General features: G+C 52.4%; 16 protein-coding genes and 1 other annotated feature. Of the genes, 6 read left to right on the top strand and 10 right to left on the bottom strand.

Annotated features, from left to right (window positions below; genetic code table 11):
- Positions 1-82: 82 nt before the first annotated feature.
- The 5 genes from serC to ihfB all read left to right on the top strand — a co-directional run bounded on the left by serC (position 83) and on the right by ihfB (position 5,582).
- Positions 83-1,168 (top strand): 3-phosphoserine/phosphohydroxythreonine transaminase, encoded by a 1,086-nt coding sequence (serC, locus tag O1Q98_RS00775; protein ID WP_125259678.1) that lies wholly within the window; start codon positions 83-85, stop codon positions 1,166-1,168.
- Between the two features lie 100 nt (positions 1,169-1,268).
- Positions 1,269-2,558 carry a 3-phosphoshikimate 1-carboxyvinyltransferase gene (aroA, locus tag O1Q98_RS00780; RefSeq protein ID WP_125259677.1) on the top strand — a complete coding sequence of 430 codons (1,290 nt, stop codon included), beginning with the start codon at positions 1,269-1,271 and terminating at the stop codon, positions 2,556-2,558.
- Between the two features lie 182 nt (positions 2,559-2,740).
- A complete protein-coding gene (gene cmk, locus O1Q98_RS00785; protein ID WP_125259676.1) occupies positions 2,741-3,427 on the top strand; it encodes a (d)CMP kinase in 687 nt (228 codons plus the stop codon).
- Positions 3,428-3,530: 103 nt separating this feature from the next.
- A complete protein-coding gene (gene rpsA / locus O1Q98_RS00790) occupies positions 3,531-5,204 on the top strand; it encodes a 30S ribosomal protein S1 (protein WP_041164946.1) in 1,674 nt (557 codons plus the stop codon).
- A 93-nt stretch (positions 5,205-5,297) separates the two neighbouring features.
- Positions 5,298-5,582 (top strand): integration host factor subunit beta, encoded by a 285-nt coding sequence (gene ihfB / locus O1Q98_RS00795; protein WP_125259675.1) that lies wholly within the window; start codon positions 5,298-5,300, stop codon positions 5,580-5,582.
- A gap of 110 nt (positions 5,583-5,692) precedes the next feature.
- Here the strand turns inward: ihfB and O1Q98_RS00800 are convergent, their stop codons facing one another.
- From O1Q98_RS00800 to hisG, 9 genes are all read right to left on the bottom strand, one after another.
- Positions 5,693-6,328, bottom strand: coding sequence for a hypothetical protein (locus O1Q98_RS00800; RefSeq protein ID WP_125259674.1), 636 nt, complete (start codon positions 6,326-6,328; stop codon positions 5,693-5,695).
- Between the two features lie 247 nt (positions 6,329-6,575).
- Positions 6,576-7,190 carry a bifunctional phosphoribosyl-AMP cyclohydrolase/phosphoribosyl-ATP diphosphatase HisIE gene (hisIE, locus tag O1Q98_RS00805; RefSeq protein ID WP_125259673.1) on the bottom strand — a complete coding sequence of 205 codons (615 nt, stop codon included), beginning with the start codon at positions 7,188-7,190 and terminating at the stop codon, positions 6,576-6,578.
- Positions 7,184-7,960: an imidazole glycerol phosphate synthase subunit HisF gene (hisF, locus tag O1Q98_RS00810; RefSeq protein WP_125259672.1), complete on the bottom strand. Its 777-nt coding sequence runs from the start codon at positions 7,958-7,960 to the stop codon at positions 7,184-7,186. The genes hisIE and hisF overlap by 7 nt, the downstream gene beginning before the upstream one ends.
- Complete coding sequence (hisA, locus tag O1Q98_RS00815; protein ID WP_125259671.1) at positions 7,942-8,679, bottom strand: 1-(5-phosphoribosyl)-5-[(5-phosphoribosylamino)methylideneamino]imidazole-4-carboxamide isomerase; 738 nt, start codon at positions 8,677-8,679, stop codon at positions 7,942-7,944. Before hisA ends, hisF begins: the two co-directional genes overlap by 19 nt.
- Before the next feature lie 6 nt (positions 8,680-8,685).
- A complete protein-coding gene (hisH, locus tag O1Q98_RS00820; RefSeq protein WP_125259670.1) occupies positions 8,686-9,276 on the bottom strand; it encodes an imidazole glycerol phosphate synthase subunit HisH in 591 nt (196 codons plus the stop codon).
- Complete coding sequence (gene hisB / locus O1Q98_RS00825) at positions 9,276-10,343, bottom strand: bifunctional histidinol-phosphatase/imidazoleglycerol-phosphate dehydratase HisB (RefSeq protein WP_125259669.1); 1,068 nt, start codon at positions 10,341-10,343, stop codon at positions 9,276-9,278. The genes hisH and hisB overlap by 1 nt, the downstream gene beginning before the upstream one ends.
- A gap of 14 nt (positions 10,344-10,357) precedes the next feature.
- Positions 10,358-11,428: a histidinol-phosphate transaminase gene (gene hisC, locus O1Q98_RS00830; RefSeq protein WP_125259668.1), complete on the bottom strand. Its 1,071-nt coding sequence runs from the start codon at positions 11,426-11,428 to the stop codon at positions 10,358-10,360.
- Positions 11,425-12,735 carry a histidinol dehydrogenase gene (gene hisD, locus O1Q98_RS00835; RefSeq protein ID WP_125259667.1) on the bottom strand — a complete coding sequence of 437 codons (1,311 nt, stop codon included), beginning with the start codon at positions 12,733-12,735 and terminating at the stop codon, positions 11,425-11,427. The genes hisC and hisD overlap by 4 nt, the downstream gene beginning before the upstream one ends.
- 4 nt (positions 12,736-12,739) lie before the next feature.
- A complete protein-coding gene (hisG, locus tag O1Q98_RS00840) occupies positions 12,740-13,639 on the bottom strand; it encodes an ATP phosphoribosyltransferase (RefSeq protein WP_125259666.1) in 900 nt (299 codons plus the stop codon).
- Between the two features lie 63 nt (positions 13,640-13,702).
- Positions 13,703-13,823, bottom strand: a sequence feature (His leader region).
- A gap of 258 nt (positions 13,824-14,081) precedes the next feature.
- Here hisG and O1Q98_RS00845 point away from each other — a divergent pair.
- Entirely contained in the window at positions 14,082-14,903 is an 822-nt protein-coding gene (locus O1Q98_RS00845; protein ID WP_125259665.1) for an SDR family oxidoreductase, read from the top strand.
- 103 nt (positions 14,904-15,006) lie between these two features.
- On the opposite strand, the gene O1Q98_RS00850 is transcribed toward O1Q98_RS00845, so the two are convergent.
- Positions 15,007-15,732, bottom strand: coding sequence for a response regulator (locus tag O1Q98_RS00850; protein ID WP_125259664.1), 726 nt, complete (start codon positions 15,730-15,732; stop codon positions 15,007-15,009).
- Positions 15,733-15,745 lie beyond the last annotated feature (13 nt).

Below are 15,745 nucleotides of genomic sequence, written 5' to 3' on the forward strand. Positions count from 1 at the left end.
CAGGACGAGTGATAAAACCGATAGCAGGGTAAACTGATGCGGCTCAAAGCAGGCCGCTATTATTTATACGTGGTGAAGGGAAATGTCTCAGGTTTTTAATTTTAGTGCTGGTCCGGCTATGTTACCGGTAGAAGTGCTGCGTCGCGCAGAGCAGGAGTTGTGTAATTGGCATGGTCTCGGTACTTCGGTGATGGAAATCAGCCATCGCAGTAAAGAGTTCATGCAGGTCGCCAGCGAATCTGAGCAGGATTTGCGTGACCTTCTGAAAATCCCCTCGAACTATAAAGTGCTGTTTTGTCATGGCGGTGCGCGTGCGCAGTTTGCGGCGGTTCCGCTTAATTTGCTGGGGGATAGCGCCACCGCAGATTATATCGATGGCGGCTATTGGGCCCATAGCGCGGTGAAAGAGGCTGAAAAATACTGCAAGCCGAATGTGATTGATGTCAAAACGCACGTAGATGGTTTACGTGGCGTACAGTCTATGCGCGATTGGGCATTGTCAGACAAGGCTGCGTATGTGCATTACTGCCCAAATGAAACCATCGACGGTCTGGCTATCGAAGAGGAGCCAGATTTCGGCGATAAAATTGTGGTAGCGGATTACTCGTCCAGTATTTTGTCTCGCCCGCTTGATGTCAGTCGTTACGGCGTCATTTATGCCGGTGCGCAGAAAAATATTGGCCCGGCCGGGCTGACGTTGGTGATTGTTCGTGATGACCTCCTCGGTAAAGCGCGCCGCGAGCTGCCGTCCATTCTCGACTATCAGGTGCTGGCTGATAACGACTCCATGTTTAACACGCCGCCAACATTCGCCTGGTATTTATCAGGAATGGTGTTTAAATGGCTGAAAGAGCAGGGTGGCCTGCTGGAGATGGAAAAACGCAATCAGGCGAAAGCCGATCTACTGTACAGTGCAGTGGATGGCAGCGATTTTTACCGTAACGATGTTATGCCGGTGAATCGTTCTCGCATGAATGTGCCTTTCCAACTGGCAGATGCATCACTTGATCCGGTGTTCTTGCGTGAAGCGCAAGACGCAGGCTTGCATGCGCTGAAAGGCCACCGTGTTGTTGGTGGGATGCGTGCATCAATCTACAATGCCATGCCGCTTGAAGGCGTGAAGGCCTTAACTGAATTTATGGCTGATTTTGAACGTCGCCACGGCTGATTGAGTCGTCGTTATGGCTGTTCAGTCAATCTACTGAATATTTTAAACCCCGGTATCTGGCCGGGGTTTTCATGTCAACTCTCTGGAGAATCGGTTTCACATGCAGGAATCCCTGACCCTACACCCTATTTCATTGATTAACGGCACTATCAATATGCCCGGGTCAAAAAGTGTTTCTAACCGCGCATTACTGCTGGCGGCGCTGGCAGAAGGCACGACACGTTTGACGAATTTGCTCGATAGCGATGATGTTCGCCATATGCTCAATGCACTGAGCCTGTTGGGCGTGAGTTATGAATTATCTGACGATCGCACCGTTTGTGAGATAACCGGACTGGGGAGAGCCTTTTTAACCACCGCCCCATTAGAGCTGTTTCTTGGCAATGCGGGCACGGCAATGCGCCCTTTAGCTGCCGCATTATGTCTCAATGATGGGGACATCGTGCTGACGGGCGAGCCCAGAATGAAAGAGCGCCCAATTGGTCACTTGGTTGATGCATTACGCCAAGGTGGCGCGCTGATTGATTATCTGGAGCAAGAAAATTATCCGCCGTTGCGTTTAAAAGGTGGTTTTCAGGGGGGAGAGATGAGTGTTGATGGCTCCGTGTCCAGCCAGTTTCTTACCGCATTGTTGATGGCCGCACCGCTGGCAAGTCAGGATACGCGTATCAGTATTAAGGGCGAGCTGGTTTCCAAACCGTATATCGACATTACGTTACATATGATGGAAACCTTTGGCATAACTGTCACCAATGTTGATTATCGAACCTTCGTTATTAGTGGAAAACAGCGCTATCGTTCTCCGGGAAATTATTTGGTCGAAGGCGATGCATCTTCTGCATCATATTTTCTTGCGGCTGCTGCCATTCGCGGCGGAACCATCCGCGTAACGGGTGTTGGGCGCGCGAGTGTTCAGGGTGATATCCGTTTTGCCGATGTGCTGGAGAAAATGGGCGCTCAAATACGTTGGGGCGACGATTACATTGAGTGCCAACGCGGCGAGCTGCATGCAATCGATATGGACATGAACCATATTCCCGATGCGGCAATGACCATTGCGACAACGGCATTATTTGCGCAGGGCGGCACGACCACACTGCGCAATATTTACAATTGGCGTGTCAAAGAAACTGACCGGTTAGCGGCCATGGCGATAGAGCTTCGCAAGGTGGGAGCAGAGGTCGAAGAAGGCCACGACTATATTCGTATTACGCCGCCTGCGCAGTTGAAGGCGGCAGAGATAGGTACGTATAACGATCATCGCATGGCGATGTGTTTTTCATTGGTCGCATTGTCGGATACGCCAGTGACGATTCTTGACCCTAAATGCACTGCCAAGACTTTTCCTGATTATTTTCAGCAACTGGAACGCTTAAGCCAGCATGCCTGAGGCAATGTCATAGAGGGGGAATGCCTTCTATGACATCAGTGTGATGTTCTGACTATCAGCATATTTGCGCGATATTACACAGTCACCGGTCTTTAATTTCACGTTCTTCGCCACAGCGCGGTATAATGACTTATTGTATCGTCTACAATGGCATGCGATTTCTGTATTCGAAGGAGTAAATAATGGCGGTGACTGCACCGGTAATTACGGTTGACGGGCCCGGTGGCGCAGGTAAGGGCACATTGTGTAAAGCGTTGGCGAATGCGTTGCAATGGAATCTGCTGGATTCTGGCGCTATTTATCGCGTGCTGGCGCTCGCTGCGCTACATCATCAGGTTGATGTGGCCTCTGAGGAGGCGTTAGTGCCTCTGGCATCTCACCTGGATGTGCGATTTGTGCCGCAACAGGAACAATTGCAGGTTATTCTGGAAGGCGAGGATGTCAGTAATGAGATCCGAACACAGGAAGTGGGGAATGTTGCATCACAGGTAGCCGTATTTCCTCGTGTGCGGGAGGCTTTATTACGTCGCCAGCGTGCGTTTCGTGAAATGCCGGGGCTTATTGCTGACGGTCGGGATATGGGAACAGTGGTCTTTCCTGACGCACCGGTAAAGATTTTTTTAGATGCCAGCGCGGAGGAGCGTGCAAAACGCCGCATGCTTCAGTTGCAGGAAAAAGGCTTTAATGTTAACTTTGAACGTCTTTTGTCCGAGATTAAAGAGCGTGATGACCGCGATCGTAATCGCGCTGCGGCACCATTAGTCGCTGCGCCTGACGCTTTGCTGCTTGATTCTACCGATATGACGTTGGATGAAGTGGTTGCTCGCGCGTTAGCGCATGTTCGCGAAATGCTCTCTCTGCCAGCCTGACAAATTTTTTACCTCGCTGCAAGGATGTTGCGGGGATGTGAAACAACCCCATCAAGCAGGATGCCAGATGGACGTTAAATTTGAAAACCCAAAGATTATCAACATGACTGAATCTTTTGCTCAACTCTTTGAAGAATCCCTGAAAGAAATCGAAACCCGTCCGGGTTCCATCGTTCGTGGCGTTGTGGTTGCGATTGACAAGGACGTTGTCCTGGTTGATGCCGGCCTGAAATCTGAGTCTGCCATTCCGGTAGAACAGTTCAAAAACGCTCAGGGTGAAATTGAAATCCAGGTTGGTGATGAAGTTGACGTAGCGCTGGACGCAGTAGAAGACGGCTTCGGCGAAACGCTGCTGTCTCGCGAGAAAGCGAAACGTCACGAAGCATGGCTGATGCTGGAAAAAGCTTACGAAGAAGCTGCTACTGTTACCGGTGTCATTAACGGTAAAGTAAAAGGCGGTTTCACCGTTGAGCTGAACGGTATTCGTGCGTTCCTGCCGGGTTCACTGGTTGATGTTCGTCCGGTACGTGACACCCTGCATCTGGAAGGCAAAGAGCTTGAGTTCAAAGTGATCAAGCTGGACCAGAAGCGTAACAACGTTGTGGTTTCTCGTCGTGCCGTTATTGAGTCCGAGAACAGCGCAGAGCGCGATCAACTGCTGGAAAACCTGCAGGAAGGCATGGAAGTTAAAGGTATCGTTAAGAACCTCACTGACTACGGTGCATTCGTTGATCTGGGTGGCGTTGACGGCCTGCTGCACATCACCGATATGGCTTGGAAACGTGTTAAACATCCGAGCGAAATCGTCAATGTGGGCGACGAAATCACTGTTAAAGTGCTGAAATTCGATCGTGAGCGTACCCGTGTATCTCTGGGCCTGAAACAACTGGGCGAAGATCCGTGGGTTGCTATCGCTAAACGTTACCCGGAAGGCACCAAGCTGACTGGTCGTGTAACTAACCTGACTGACTACGGCTGCTTCGTTGAAATCGAAGAAGGCGTTGAAGGTCTGGTACACGTTTCTGAGATGGATTGGACTAACAAAAACATCCACCCGTCCAAAGTTGTTAACGTTGGCGACGTTGTAGAAGTGATGGTTCTGGATATCGACGAAGAACGTCGTCGTATCTCTCTGGGCCTGAAACAGTGCAAAGCCAATCCGTGGCAGCAGTTCGCTGAAACGCACAACAAAGGCGACCGTGTAGAAGGCAAGATCAAGTCAATCACTGACTTTGGTATCTTCATCGGTCTGGATGGCGGCATCGATGGTCTGGTGCATCTGTCTGACATTTCCTGGAACGTAGCGGGTGAAGAAGCCGTTCGTGAATACAAGAAAGGCGACGAAATCGCTGCTGTTGTATTGCAGGTTGATGCCGAGCGTGAGCGTATCTCTCTGGGCGTGAAACAGCTGGCTGAAGATCCGTTCAACAACTACCTGTCTGTTAATAAGAAAGGTGCGATTGTTACGGGTAAAGTCACTGCAGTTGACGCTAAAGGTGCTACAGTTGAATTAGCTGATGGCGTTGAAGGCTACCTGCGTGCTTCTGAGGCTTCTCGCGACCGCATTGAAGATGCCACACTGGTTCTGAACGTGGGTGATGAAATCGAAGCCAAATATACTGGCGTTGATCGTAAGAACCGCGTTGTTAGCCTGTCCATCCGTGCTAAGGATGAAGCTGACGAGAAAGATGCTATTGCTTCTGTTAACAACAAACAGGAAGAAGGCAATTTCTCTAACGCTATGGCTGAAGCATTCAAAGCCGCTAAAGGCGAGTAATGACGGTGGGCTGGGCAGTGATGCTGTTTACTGTCCAGCCTTAAACGGTAGTAAGTTAATGTGGTATCAACTGACCACACACTTGGAGGAACCATGACCAAGTCTGAACTTATCGAAAGACTTGCTGGACAGCAATCTCATATCCCAGCCAAAGTGGTTGAGGATGCCGTCAAAGAGATGCTGGAACAGATGGCTACAACGCTGGCCAGTGGCGACCGCATTGAGATTCGCGGGTTTGGCAGTTTTTCACTCCACTACCGTGCACCGCGCGTGGGGCGTAATCCTAAAACGGGTGAAAAAGTGGAGCTGGAAGGCAAATATGTTCCGCATTTTAAACCGGGTAAAGAATTGCGTGACCGCGCCAATATTTACGAGTGACAGTCAACTGTCATATCTATGTGATAATAGCACCCGTGGGGTGCTATTTTTTTATCTCTATTCAGGGGGATTTTAGCGAGTCGCGGATTGCGGTGTCACAACTGCCATGATTATTTTGCCAACAGCACGTAGGCGATAATCGGGTCTATTTTTTGTGGGGCCTGTAGCCAGGTATTGAATATATTACCCAGTCCCTGTTTCTTATAATCGGCGTCACAACTCCCCGATGTACCTTTTTGTCCGAGTCCATAAGTGCCACCACCTTCTGCTTTAATCTGGCAGTGATGTTTCGTGCTGAAATCGTTATACAGCCAGCCCGGCTCTATGGTTCGGAACTCAATCATCACGCCTGGGTTTTGAATGGTGAGATATTCTTTAGCGTAATTATATTCCGGCGTAATGCCACAAAAACTATCCTGTTGTACGCAGGGCAGGGTTTTATATTTGTTGGCATCAAATGTCTTATATTCGGCAAATTGCATACCGCGATACCAGGACATGGCGTTGTCCGCATTCTCATTAGTTATCTTGACTTTGGGGTTAACCAGAATAAGTTTGTTCGGCGTTTCGGTTGCAACCACCAGGCCACCATTCTGATACATGGTCAGCACCCGTGTATTATCCAAATCGTTTTTCTTGATAAGTTTGATCACGTTATCGTCCGCTGCCGATGCCGCCTGGCTAAACAGAGAGGTGAGCACAACGCCTATCAGCGTAAATTGGGAGGCACGTCGTTTTTGTTGCATAGTGTTTTCCTTGTTGAGGTAAAAAAGCCCGCACAGCGGCGCTGACTGTTTACGCCACAGACGCAGGACAAATTTTGCCGCAGCAACGCAAAATCTGGCGATTTGCGCCGCTTTTGCAAGCGAGAGAAGCTTAATGAATGTGAGGTAGGTGGGCGCGTTTAAACCGGGTAAATAGTGTGTTGAAGAAGGGAAATAACGGGATGTTGCTCCACCGGAAAGGGAAATAACCGGTGAAGCGGGTGACGAGTTAGCGGTTATGCCGCTCTTTTAAGCGATCGATAATAGTACCCAGATCCAGGGCTTGATCCTGAAGCAGAACCAGCAGATGGTACATCAAATCAGCGGCCTCGTTGGTCAACTCCTCCTTGTCATGCACCGTGGCGGCAAGCGCGGTTTCCAGCCCTTCTTCGCCCACTTTCTGGGCAATGCGCTTGGTGCCGCTGGCATACAGTTTTGCGGTATAAGAGCTACCGGGGTCTGCGTGCTTGCGTTCAGCCAGCAGTTGCTCAAGCTGATAAAGGAACTGCCATTGCGCCTGTGCCGGGTGGAAACAACTGCTGTTGCCAAGATGACAGGTCGGGCCGACAGGGTTAACCAGAATGAGTAAGGTGTCATTGTCGCAATCGGGAGTGATAGACACCACATTGAGAAAATGGCCTGATGATTCCCCCTTCGTCCACAGCCGCTGCTTGGTGCGGGAGTAAAACGTGACGTTACCGCTTTGCAGCGTGATCTGTAATGCTTCCTGATTCATGTAGCCCATCATCAGCACTTCACCGGAAACCGCATGTTGCACGATGACTGGCATCATGCCGTCGGTTTTTTGCCAGTCAAGCTGGCTCTGTTGCTGTTCGGTTAACACACCCGGATCTCCACACCTTGTTGTTTAAGGAAAGACTTGAGTTCGCCAATATTAATCAGTTGCTTATGAAAAACGGAGGCGGCCAGTGCACCATCAACCCCGGCGTGAGTAAAGGCATCAAGAAAGTGCTGCATAGTGCCCGCGCCACCGGAGGCGATAAGCGGGACGTGGCAGACGTCTCGCACCTGTTTTAACTGTGTCAGGTCGTAACCGTTACGTACGCCATCCTGATTCATCATATTAAGCACGATTTCGCCAGCGCCGCGTTTTTGCACTTCCTGCACCCAGTCGAGGGTTTGCCACTGCGTGACGCGGGTGCGCGATTCATCACCGGTATACTGGTTCACATGGTACAGCCCGCTGTCGGCGTCATACCAGGTATCAATCCCGACAACGATACATTGCACGCCGTAGCGCTCGGCCAGCCGTGAGATTAAATCAGGGTCGGCCAGAGCGGGGGAGTTGATAGAGATTTTATCTGCGCCAAACGAGAGAATTTGCCCGGCATCTTCCACGCTTTTAATACCGCCAGCGACACAAAACGGAATATCGATCACCTCTGCAACCCGTGATACCCAGCTTTTGTCAACGACACGGCCATCGGACGAGGCGGTAATGTCATAAAATACCAGTTCATCCGCGCCCTCTTCAGCATAGCGCTTCGCCAGTGGGACGATATCGCCAATGATTTCGTGGTTGCGAAACTGTACGCCTTTGACCACTTGCCCGTCACGTACATCCAGACAGGGGATTATCCGTTTTGCCAGCATGAAATCGCCTCCGTCACCGTAAATTTGCCTTCCAGTAAAGCGCGACCAACAATCACCCCTTTCACTCCGCTATCGCGCAGGGCGCGGATGTCATCCAGCGAGCCGATGCCGCCGGAAGCCTGAAAAGCAACCTGCGGGTAGCTTGCACAGATTTCCCGATAGAGCGCCACGTTTGAGCCTTGCAGCGTGCCATCGCGGGAAATATCGGTGCAGAGCACATGCTTGAGGCCAAAAGGAAGGTAGCTCTTGACGGTTTCCTCAAGCGTTATGCCGGAGTTCTCCTGCCAACCGCTAATCGCAATGTTTTTCACACCCTGGTCATCAATGCGGACATCTAATGCCAGCACCAGCGCGTCTGCACCGTAACGGGTGAACCACTGCTGTACGGTTTTCGGCTGTTTGACTGCGGTAGAGCCAATCACTACGCGGCTGGCACCAGCGGCCAGCAGCGCTTCCACATCTTGCTCGCTGCGAATGCCTCCGCCGACCTGTACCGGCACGGATACGCCAGCCAGGAGCGTTTGCAGTAGCGGGATTTGCCGGGCTGACGGGTCTTTTGCTCCGGTTAAATCCACCAGATGCAACACCTCTGCGCCTTGCCGTTGGTAATCTTGTAAACGCGGCAGCGGGTCGTGACCATATTGGCGTTGTTGCCCATAATCACCCTGATGTAAACGGACGACCTGTCCATCAATCAGATCTAATGCAGGAATAATCATCGCGGTTTACATCTCCAGAAAATTTTTCAGTAGCCGGGCACCGGCTGCGCCGGAGCGTTCAGGATGGAACTGGACGCCGTAGAAATTATTTTTTTGCACAGCAGCGGTGAATGCTTCGCCATAATGCGATTGTGCAATGGTGTTGGCACACAGTGGCATCGCATAGCTATGAACAAAGTAGAAATGGGTACCCTCTGGAATATCACGAAACAGGGGATGGCCTGCCTGTGATGTCACCTGATTCCATCCCATGTGCGGCAACGGCAGCCCATGGTCGGCCATCTGTCGTACCGGCGTGTCAACCAGCCCAAGGGTACGTATCCCACCGCTTTCTTCGCTGTGGCTACCCAGCAATTGCATGCCGAGGCAAATACCCAGCACCGGCTGGGTACAGGCTTTCACTAACTCGATAAGCTCTCTCTCGGCCAATTGCGTCATCGCTGCCTGGGCAGTACCGACACCGGGCAGAAAGAGTTTATCGGCACGCAGTACCACCTCTGGCGCGCGACTGACCTGTGGCTCATAACCCAGCCGCTTGACGGCATACATCACCGAGGAGAGGTTAGCGCAGCCGGTGTCCAGAATGACGACGTTCATCACAACACTCCTTTGGAGCTGGGCAGGGTGTTACCATCAACCCGAATCGCCTGACGCAGCGTACGACCAAAGACCTTAAACAGACTTTCTACGCGGTGATGATCATTACGGCCTTTGGTTTTCAGGTGCAACGTACAACCCATCGCATACGATAACGAGCGGAAGAAATGCTCGACCATTTCGGTGCTTAAATCGCCGACGCGCTGATAGTTAAATTCGGCTTTATATTCAAGGTGCGGGCGCCCTGAAATATCGAGCGCGCAGCGGGCCAGGCACTCATCCATCGGCAGCACAAAACCGAACCGGCCAATACCGCGTTTATCGCCCAGCGCTTTATTCAGCGCTTCACCCAGTGCCAGCGCGGTATCTTCCACGGTGTGGTGATCATCGATGTACAAGTCACCTTTCACATCGATATGCATGCGAAATCCGCCATGGGTGGAGATTTGATCCAGCATATGATCGAAGAAGCCGACGCCTGTGGTAATTTTGCTGCTGCCTTCCCTGTCGAGCCAGACGTTAACGTCAATCGCTGTTTCACGGGTAATGCGGCTGACATGGGCGTGACGATCGCGCCGCGTCAGTTGCGTGGTGATAGCCTGCCAGTTAAGGCCATCACGTTGATAGCGCAGGCCGGTAATCCCCATATTTTGCGCTAACTGCACATCGGTTTCCCGGTCGCCAATCACGTAGCTGTTGGCGCTGTCCATCACGTTCTCTTTGAGGAAGGCATCGACCAGAGCGGTTTTGGGCTTACGGCAATCGCAGTTATCGCCGGGGAAATGCGGGCAAATCAAGACGCGTTCAAAGTGGATGCCCTGAGAGGTGAAAATTTGCATCATCAGCTGATGTGGCGGATCAAAATCCGCCTGCGGAAAACTGCTGGTGCCAAGACCATCCTGATTCGTGATCATCACCAGTTTAAAACCGGCTTGCTGCAACGACAGCAATGAGGGAATCACATCCGGCTCCAGCGCCAGCTTGTCCAGCCGATCAACCTGAAAATCTTCAGGGGGCTCGGCAATCAGCGTGCCGTCACGGTCGATGAAAAGGTACTTTAATCCCACGGTGATTCCTCAATTTATGCCGTTGTGTCTGATAACGCGCGCAACGCGTTGATAACGCGCTCGCACTCATAGCGGGTGCCAATGCTGATGCGAAGACAGCCTGCCAACCCCGGTTGTTTGTTTTGATCGCGTAAAATAATGCCCTGATCCCACAAGGCTTTAAAGACGGCTGGCGAATCGCTAAAGCGCACCAGCACATAATTGCCTTCGCCGGGATAGACCTGTTGTGTAATGGGCAGGGCGTCTAATGCCTCAACTAACCAACTGCGGTTGTCGCACACCTCGGCAACATGGCGGCGCATGTCTGCAAGCCCTGCCTCTGATAAGGCCTGTGCTGCGATATCCGCGACAGGCAGGGCCAATGGATAAGGCGCAATCACTTTTAGCAGCAGCGTGATGATTTCAGGGCTTGCCAGCGTAAAACCACAGCGCAGCCCTGCCAGCGCAAAGGCTTTAGAGAGTGTGCGCAGCACGACTTGATGCGGATATTGTGCCAGCCAGCCCACCGTCGTTGCCTGAGGGCAGAATTCGATGTAAGCCTCATCGATAGCGACAATCGCCCGGCCGCGCGCCAGCTCCAGCAAACGATGCAGAGAGTCTGGGTTGATCAGGTTGCCTGTGGGGTTATTGGGTGAACAGACATAAATAACTTTGACGTTATCCAGCGATTGCGCAATCGCGTCAATATCCAGTTGCCAGTCAGCGCGCGCGGGTACGACACGCCGCTCGACACCCAAGGTTTCCGCGCTGACGGCGTACATGCCATAGGTCGGCGGGCAGAACAGCGCCGCGTCTTTACCCGGCTCACAAAAAGCGCGGATCAACAGCTCAATGCCTTCATCGGCACCACGGCTAACCAGCACCTGATCCGGGTTTACGCCAGCGTAAGCGGCATAGCGCGTAATCACCTGAGCGGGCTGACATTCCGGGTAGCGGTTTAACGTCTGGATAGTCAACTGGTATTCCGTCGCCTGCGGATATTCATTGGCATTCAGCCAGACATCGCCATTGCCGCCCAAGCGGCGCGCAGACTGGTAAGGCGTCAGGCGGCGCACATTGTCGCGTGCCAGATTCTCAATGCTCATGCTTGCTCCTTTAAGGCGTTGACGCGTAATGTCACGGCGTTTTTGTGTGCGGTGAGCTGCTCGGCCTGGGCCATAATTTCAATGGTGGACGCTAGCCCCAACAGGCCTTCCGGTGAGAGTTGTTGTACGGTCATGCGTTTTTGGAAATCCGCCAGCCCCAGACTTGAGTACGTGGCGGTGTAACCGTAGGTCGGCAGCACATGATTGGTGCCAGAGGCATAATCACCGGCAGATTCGGGCGACCAGTCACCTAAAAACACCGATCCGGCGCTGGTAATACCATCGACCAGCGATGCGGCGTTGCGCGTCTGGATAATCAGGTGTTCAGGCCCATATTGGTTGCTTATCTCAAGACACTGTTCCACATCACGCGTAACGATGACCCGGCTGCTATCGAGCGCTTGCCGCGCAATCTCTGCGCGTGACAATGTGGCCAGTTGCCGCGCGACGGCGTCGATAACGGCACGGGCGAGGGTTGCATCCGGCGTGAGCAGAATAACCTGAGAGTCTGGGCCGTGTTCGGCTTGTGAAAGTAAATCTGCTGCGATGAAATCTGGCGTTGCGCCGCTATCGGCTATCACCAGCACTTCAGACGGGCCTGCTGGCATGTCAATCGCTGCGCCATCGAGTAACTGACTTATCTGTCGTTTCGCTTCGGTGACATACGCATTACCGGGGCCAAAGATTTTATCCACTTTGGGCACGCTGTCTGTGCCGAATGCCATGGCGGCAATCGCTTGCGCGCCACCTAGCTGGAAGACTTCCTGTACGCCACATAACTGTGCAGCATAGAGAATTTCATCTGCAATCGGCGGTGGTGAGCAGAGAATAACGCGCTGGCATCCGGCGATGCGGGCCGGGGTTGCCAGCATCAAGACGGTGGATAACAGCGGCGCTGAACCGCCTGGAATATAGAGCCCAACGCTGGCGATCGGGCGGGTAAGTTGCTGGCAACGCACGCCTGGCTGCGTTTCGACGTCCACCGTAGGCAGTTTTTGCGCGTTGTGAAAGCGCTCGATATTACGTACCGCATTACTCATGGCTTGCTTGATATCATCGCCAAGGCGAGCGGCGGCGGCCTGAATCTCCTCATCCGTGATACGCAGCTGTTTGACCTGTACTTTGTCAAAACGGGCGCTGTAATCGCGTAATGCGTCGTCGCCTTGACGGCGAACCTCAGCCAGAATGTCACTGACGATCGCGCTGATTTTGTCAGACGCGGAGATAGCCGGGCGAGTCAGCAACTGGCGTCGCTCGTCTTCGCTGCATGCTTGCCAGTCAATCAGGGTGTTGAAGCGGTTGCTCATCGCGTTACTCCATCATTTTCTCGATTGGCAATACCAGAATAGAGCTGGCGCCGAGTGATTTCAGTTTCTCCATCGTTTCCCAAAACAGGGTTTCGCTGCTCACCATGTGCATAGCGACACGATTCTGATCGCCAGCCAGCGGCAGGATGGTCGGCCGTTCGGCGCCCGGCAGCAAGGCGATGACTTCCTCCAAACGTTCGCTCGGGGCATGCAACATGATGTACTTGGATTCACGGGCCTGAATCACGCCTTGCATACGTGTCAGCAGTTTGTCGATTAACTGCTGTTTTTCCGCTGGCATCTCGCCATCACGCTGGATAAGGCAGGCTTTGGAGCGATAAATCACTTCAACTTCACGCAGGCCGTTGGCCTCAAGCGTCGCGCCGGTAGACACCAAATCGCAGATAGCATCGGCAAGGCCAGCGCGCGGGGCGACTTCGACAGAACCGTTAAGCAGGCAGGATTTAAAGTTGACGCCTTGCTTATCAAGGTATTTTTTCAGCAGGTGAGGGTAGGAGGTGGCAATACGTTTATTGTGCAGACATTGCGGGCCGGTGTATTCCTCATCCAGCGGCATCGCCAAAGACAGGCGGCAACCACCGAAATCGAGGCGGCGCAGCGTGAAGTAACGTGGGTCTTCGCCTTGCGCACGACGGTTGAGCAACTCTTCTTCCAGCACATTCTCGCCGATAATGCCCAAATCAACGACGCCGTCCATCACCAGACCGGGAATATCGTCATCGCGTACCCGCAGAATATCGATAGGCATGTTCTCGGCGAACGCTATCAAACGCTGCTGGTGCAGGTTGATCTTAATACCACAACGAGCCAGCAACTCCCTTGAATCATCGCTCAGGCGGCCTGATTTCTGCATTGCGATACGTAAACGTGATTTATCCAGCATGTGAACCTCAATTTATCCTGTCTGTGATGCCTGTTAAGCAGGCTTTTTAAAAAATTCCGGCCAATAAAAAAGCCCCCGGAATCAATCTTCCGGGGGCTTTTCTACGCGTTTACCGCCACTGGAAGATAGGTCGTCTTCCAGCACCAATCGCCTGAAAGACTAGTCAGGGTGATGGTGATGATGGTGGTTAGAGTTAACGCGTAACATAATTTTTCTCTTCGTCTGTTTCGGTATATTGCGGCTGGTTGCCCGATGGTCTCACACCAGCGCCTGTAGGGAAATAACCTAAACCATGTTGCTAGCCTCGCGCAACATTTTTTTATCGCGGGCGGCGTTTAACCAGATTGCGGATTCAGTCTAGAGATAACCTCTGCGGCGGGTGCATAATATCCCCGTGGTGCAATTCAAGAGACAGCAATTGGGCCGGGAGGTCAGAAACAGTATGAAGAAAGTATCGATTATCGGACTTGGCTGGCTTGGCATGCCGTTAGCGTTGGCCTTGCAATCTCGCGGGTATCAGGTTGTTGGCAGTAAAACGACGGAGGATGGCGTGAATGCCGCACGTTTGTCCGGCATCGCATGTCATCGGTTGAATCTGACCTCTGCGCCGAACACGGACGCAGAGGTTCTGGCCGCATTACTCGATGTCGATGCGCTGGTGATTACCCTGCCGCCGGGACGTGTCGAGCGCGCGGGTGGGCCCTATTTACAGGCGGTCGAACAGGTCGTGAATAGCGCACTGGCGTTCGGCGTAGCGCGTATTATTTATACCAGTTCGATTTCAGTGTATGGCGCAGTCAGCGGGCGGATAAAAGAGAACTGCGAACCACGCCCGCAAACGCATGCAGGGCAGGTATTGCATCAACTTGAACAATGGCTGCATGCGCTACCGCATACCGAAGTGGATATCCTCAGGCTTGCCGGGCTCGTCGGCGATAATCGTCACCCCGGACGTTTCCTTGCCGGACGTCATGACGTTGCAGACGGGAGTCACGGCGTGAATCTGGTGCATCTTGAGGATGTGATTGGCGCGATTCAGCTGTTGCTGCAACGGCCACATGGCGGGCACCTGTATAACTTATGCGCGCCCGTCCACCCAGCCAAGCAGGATTTTTATCCGCAGCAAGCACGCCGGATGGGGCTCGAACCCCCGCAGTTTTTACCAGGCGATCCCTCCGCTGCCAGAATTATTGACGGGCAGCGTATTTGTGTTGAACTTGGGTTTGAATACCAACACCCTGACCCGATGACGATGGCATTCTAAACACGCGCATGCGTTGCTCGGGGCGGGGCAACAGGGGCGACTGACGTTTGTCGCCCCTGGGCAAGCAGGCGATGACGCCAGAAAAAATCAGGAATGTCGCTGTCTAGTCCAGCTGTTTTTTACGGTAGAGCCGACGAGGATGACCAATCTTACCGTAACGCATTTCCACATCCAGAAAATGATTTTCCAGACCAAACTCCAGATAGCGTCGCGCCGTGGTTTTACTCAGTCCGGTGTGGGCGACCACCTCATCGACGGAAAATAACGCCGCAGGATCGTCTTCAAAAAGCTGCTTTACCAGATTGAGCGTATTCTCCTCAATGCCTTTGCTGCCTGGCCCGTTGGGGGCCGTTGACGCCTGCAATTGATAGAGTACATCTACGTTTTGCTGATCAACCACCTTATAGGTGTGTTGGGTTTTTACAAACTGGATAAAACGCTCTAATGAGGAGCGCAACCGGGGATAGGAAACCGGTTTGATGATGTAATCAAATGCACCACAGCGGATAGCCTGTGCGCACGTATTCATGTCGCTGGCTGCGGTAATAAAAATAACCGAGCAGTTAATACTGCGCATTAACTCACTTTCGATAAGCTGAACGCCTTCACCATCGGGCAGATAGTTATCCAGCAGCATCAATCGAGGTTTGTATTGTTGCAGCATCCGTTTCGCTTCCAGCAACGTTGACGCTGTGCCCACGACTTTCAGCGCAAAATGCTTTTCGATAAATTCAGCATGAATGTTGGCTAACTTGCGTTCATCTTCAACAATCAGGACGTCGAAGTTTTCAATCGGCCTTTCCGTTGGTGTGGTGCTCGCGATTGGCATGGTACTTTCGTTC

The organism is Dickeya lacustris (genome assembly GCF_029635795.1).
GTDB lineage: Bacteria > Pseudomonadota > Gammaproteobacteria > Enterobacterales > Enterobacteriaceae > Dickeya > Dickeya lacustris.

What these genes read in the sequence shown, in the direction of transcription:
- hisF (WP_125259672.1), bottom strand. Translation starts at nt 7,960, where the DNA reads ATGCTGGCAAAACGGATAATCCCCTGTCTGGATGTACGTGACGGGCAA.
- serC (WP_125259678.1), top strand. Translation starts at nt 83, where the DNA reads ATGTCTCAGGTTTTTAATTTTAGTGCTGGTCCGGCTATGTTACCGGTA.
- O1Q98_RS00845 (WP_125259665.1), top strand. Translation starts at nt 14,082, where the DNA reads ATGAAGAAAGTATCGATTATCGGACTTGGCTGGCTTGGCATGCCGTTA.
- ihfB (WP_125259675.1), top strand. Translation starts at nt 5,298, where the DNA reads ATGACCAAGTCTGAACTTATCGAAAGACTTGCTGGACAGCAATCTCAT.
- hisD (WP_125259667.1), bottom strand. Translation starts at nt 12,735, where the DNA reads ATGAGCAACCGCTTCAACACCCTGATTGACTGGCAAGCATGCAGCGAA.
- hisA (WP_125259671.1), bottom strand. Translation starts at nt 8,679, where the DNA reads ATGATTATTCCTGCATTAGATCTGATTGATGGACAGGTCGTCCGTTTA.
- rpsA (WP_041164946.1), top strand. Translation starts at nt 3,531, where the DNA reads ATGACTGAATCTTTTGCTCAACTCTTTGAAGAATCCCTGAAAGAAATC.
- cmk (WP_125259676.1), top strand. Translation starts at nt 2,741, where the DNA reads ATGGCGGTGACTGCACCGGTAATTACGGTTGACGGGCCCGGTGGCGCA.
- O1Q98_RS00850 (WP_125259664.1), bottom strand. Translation starts at nt 15,732, where the DNA reads ATGCCAATCGCGAGCACCACACCAACGGAAAGGCCGATTGAAAACTTC.
- hisG (WP_125259666.1), bottom strand. Translation starts at nt 13,639, where the DNA reads ATGCTGGATAAATCACGTTTACGTATCGCAATGCAGAAATCAGGCCGC.
- hisH (WP_125259670.1), bottom strand. Translation starts at nt 9,276, where the DNA reads ATGAACGTCGTCATTCTGGACACCGGCTGCGCTAACCTCTCCTCGGTG.
- hisC (WP_125259668.1), bottom strand. Translation starts at nt 11,428, where the DNA reads ATGAGCATTGAGAATCTGGCACGCGACAATGTGCGCCGCCTGACGCCT.
- aroA (WP_125259677.1), top strand. Translation starts at nt 1,269, where the DNA reads ATGCAGGAATCCCTGACCCTACACCCTATTTCATTGATTAACGGCACT.
- O1Q98_RS00800 (WP_125259674.1), bottom strand. Translation starts at nt 6,328, where the DNA reads ATGCAACAAAAACGACGTGCCTCCCAATTTACGCTGATAGGCGTTGTG.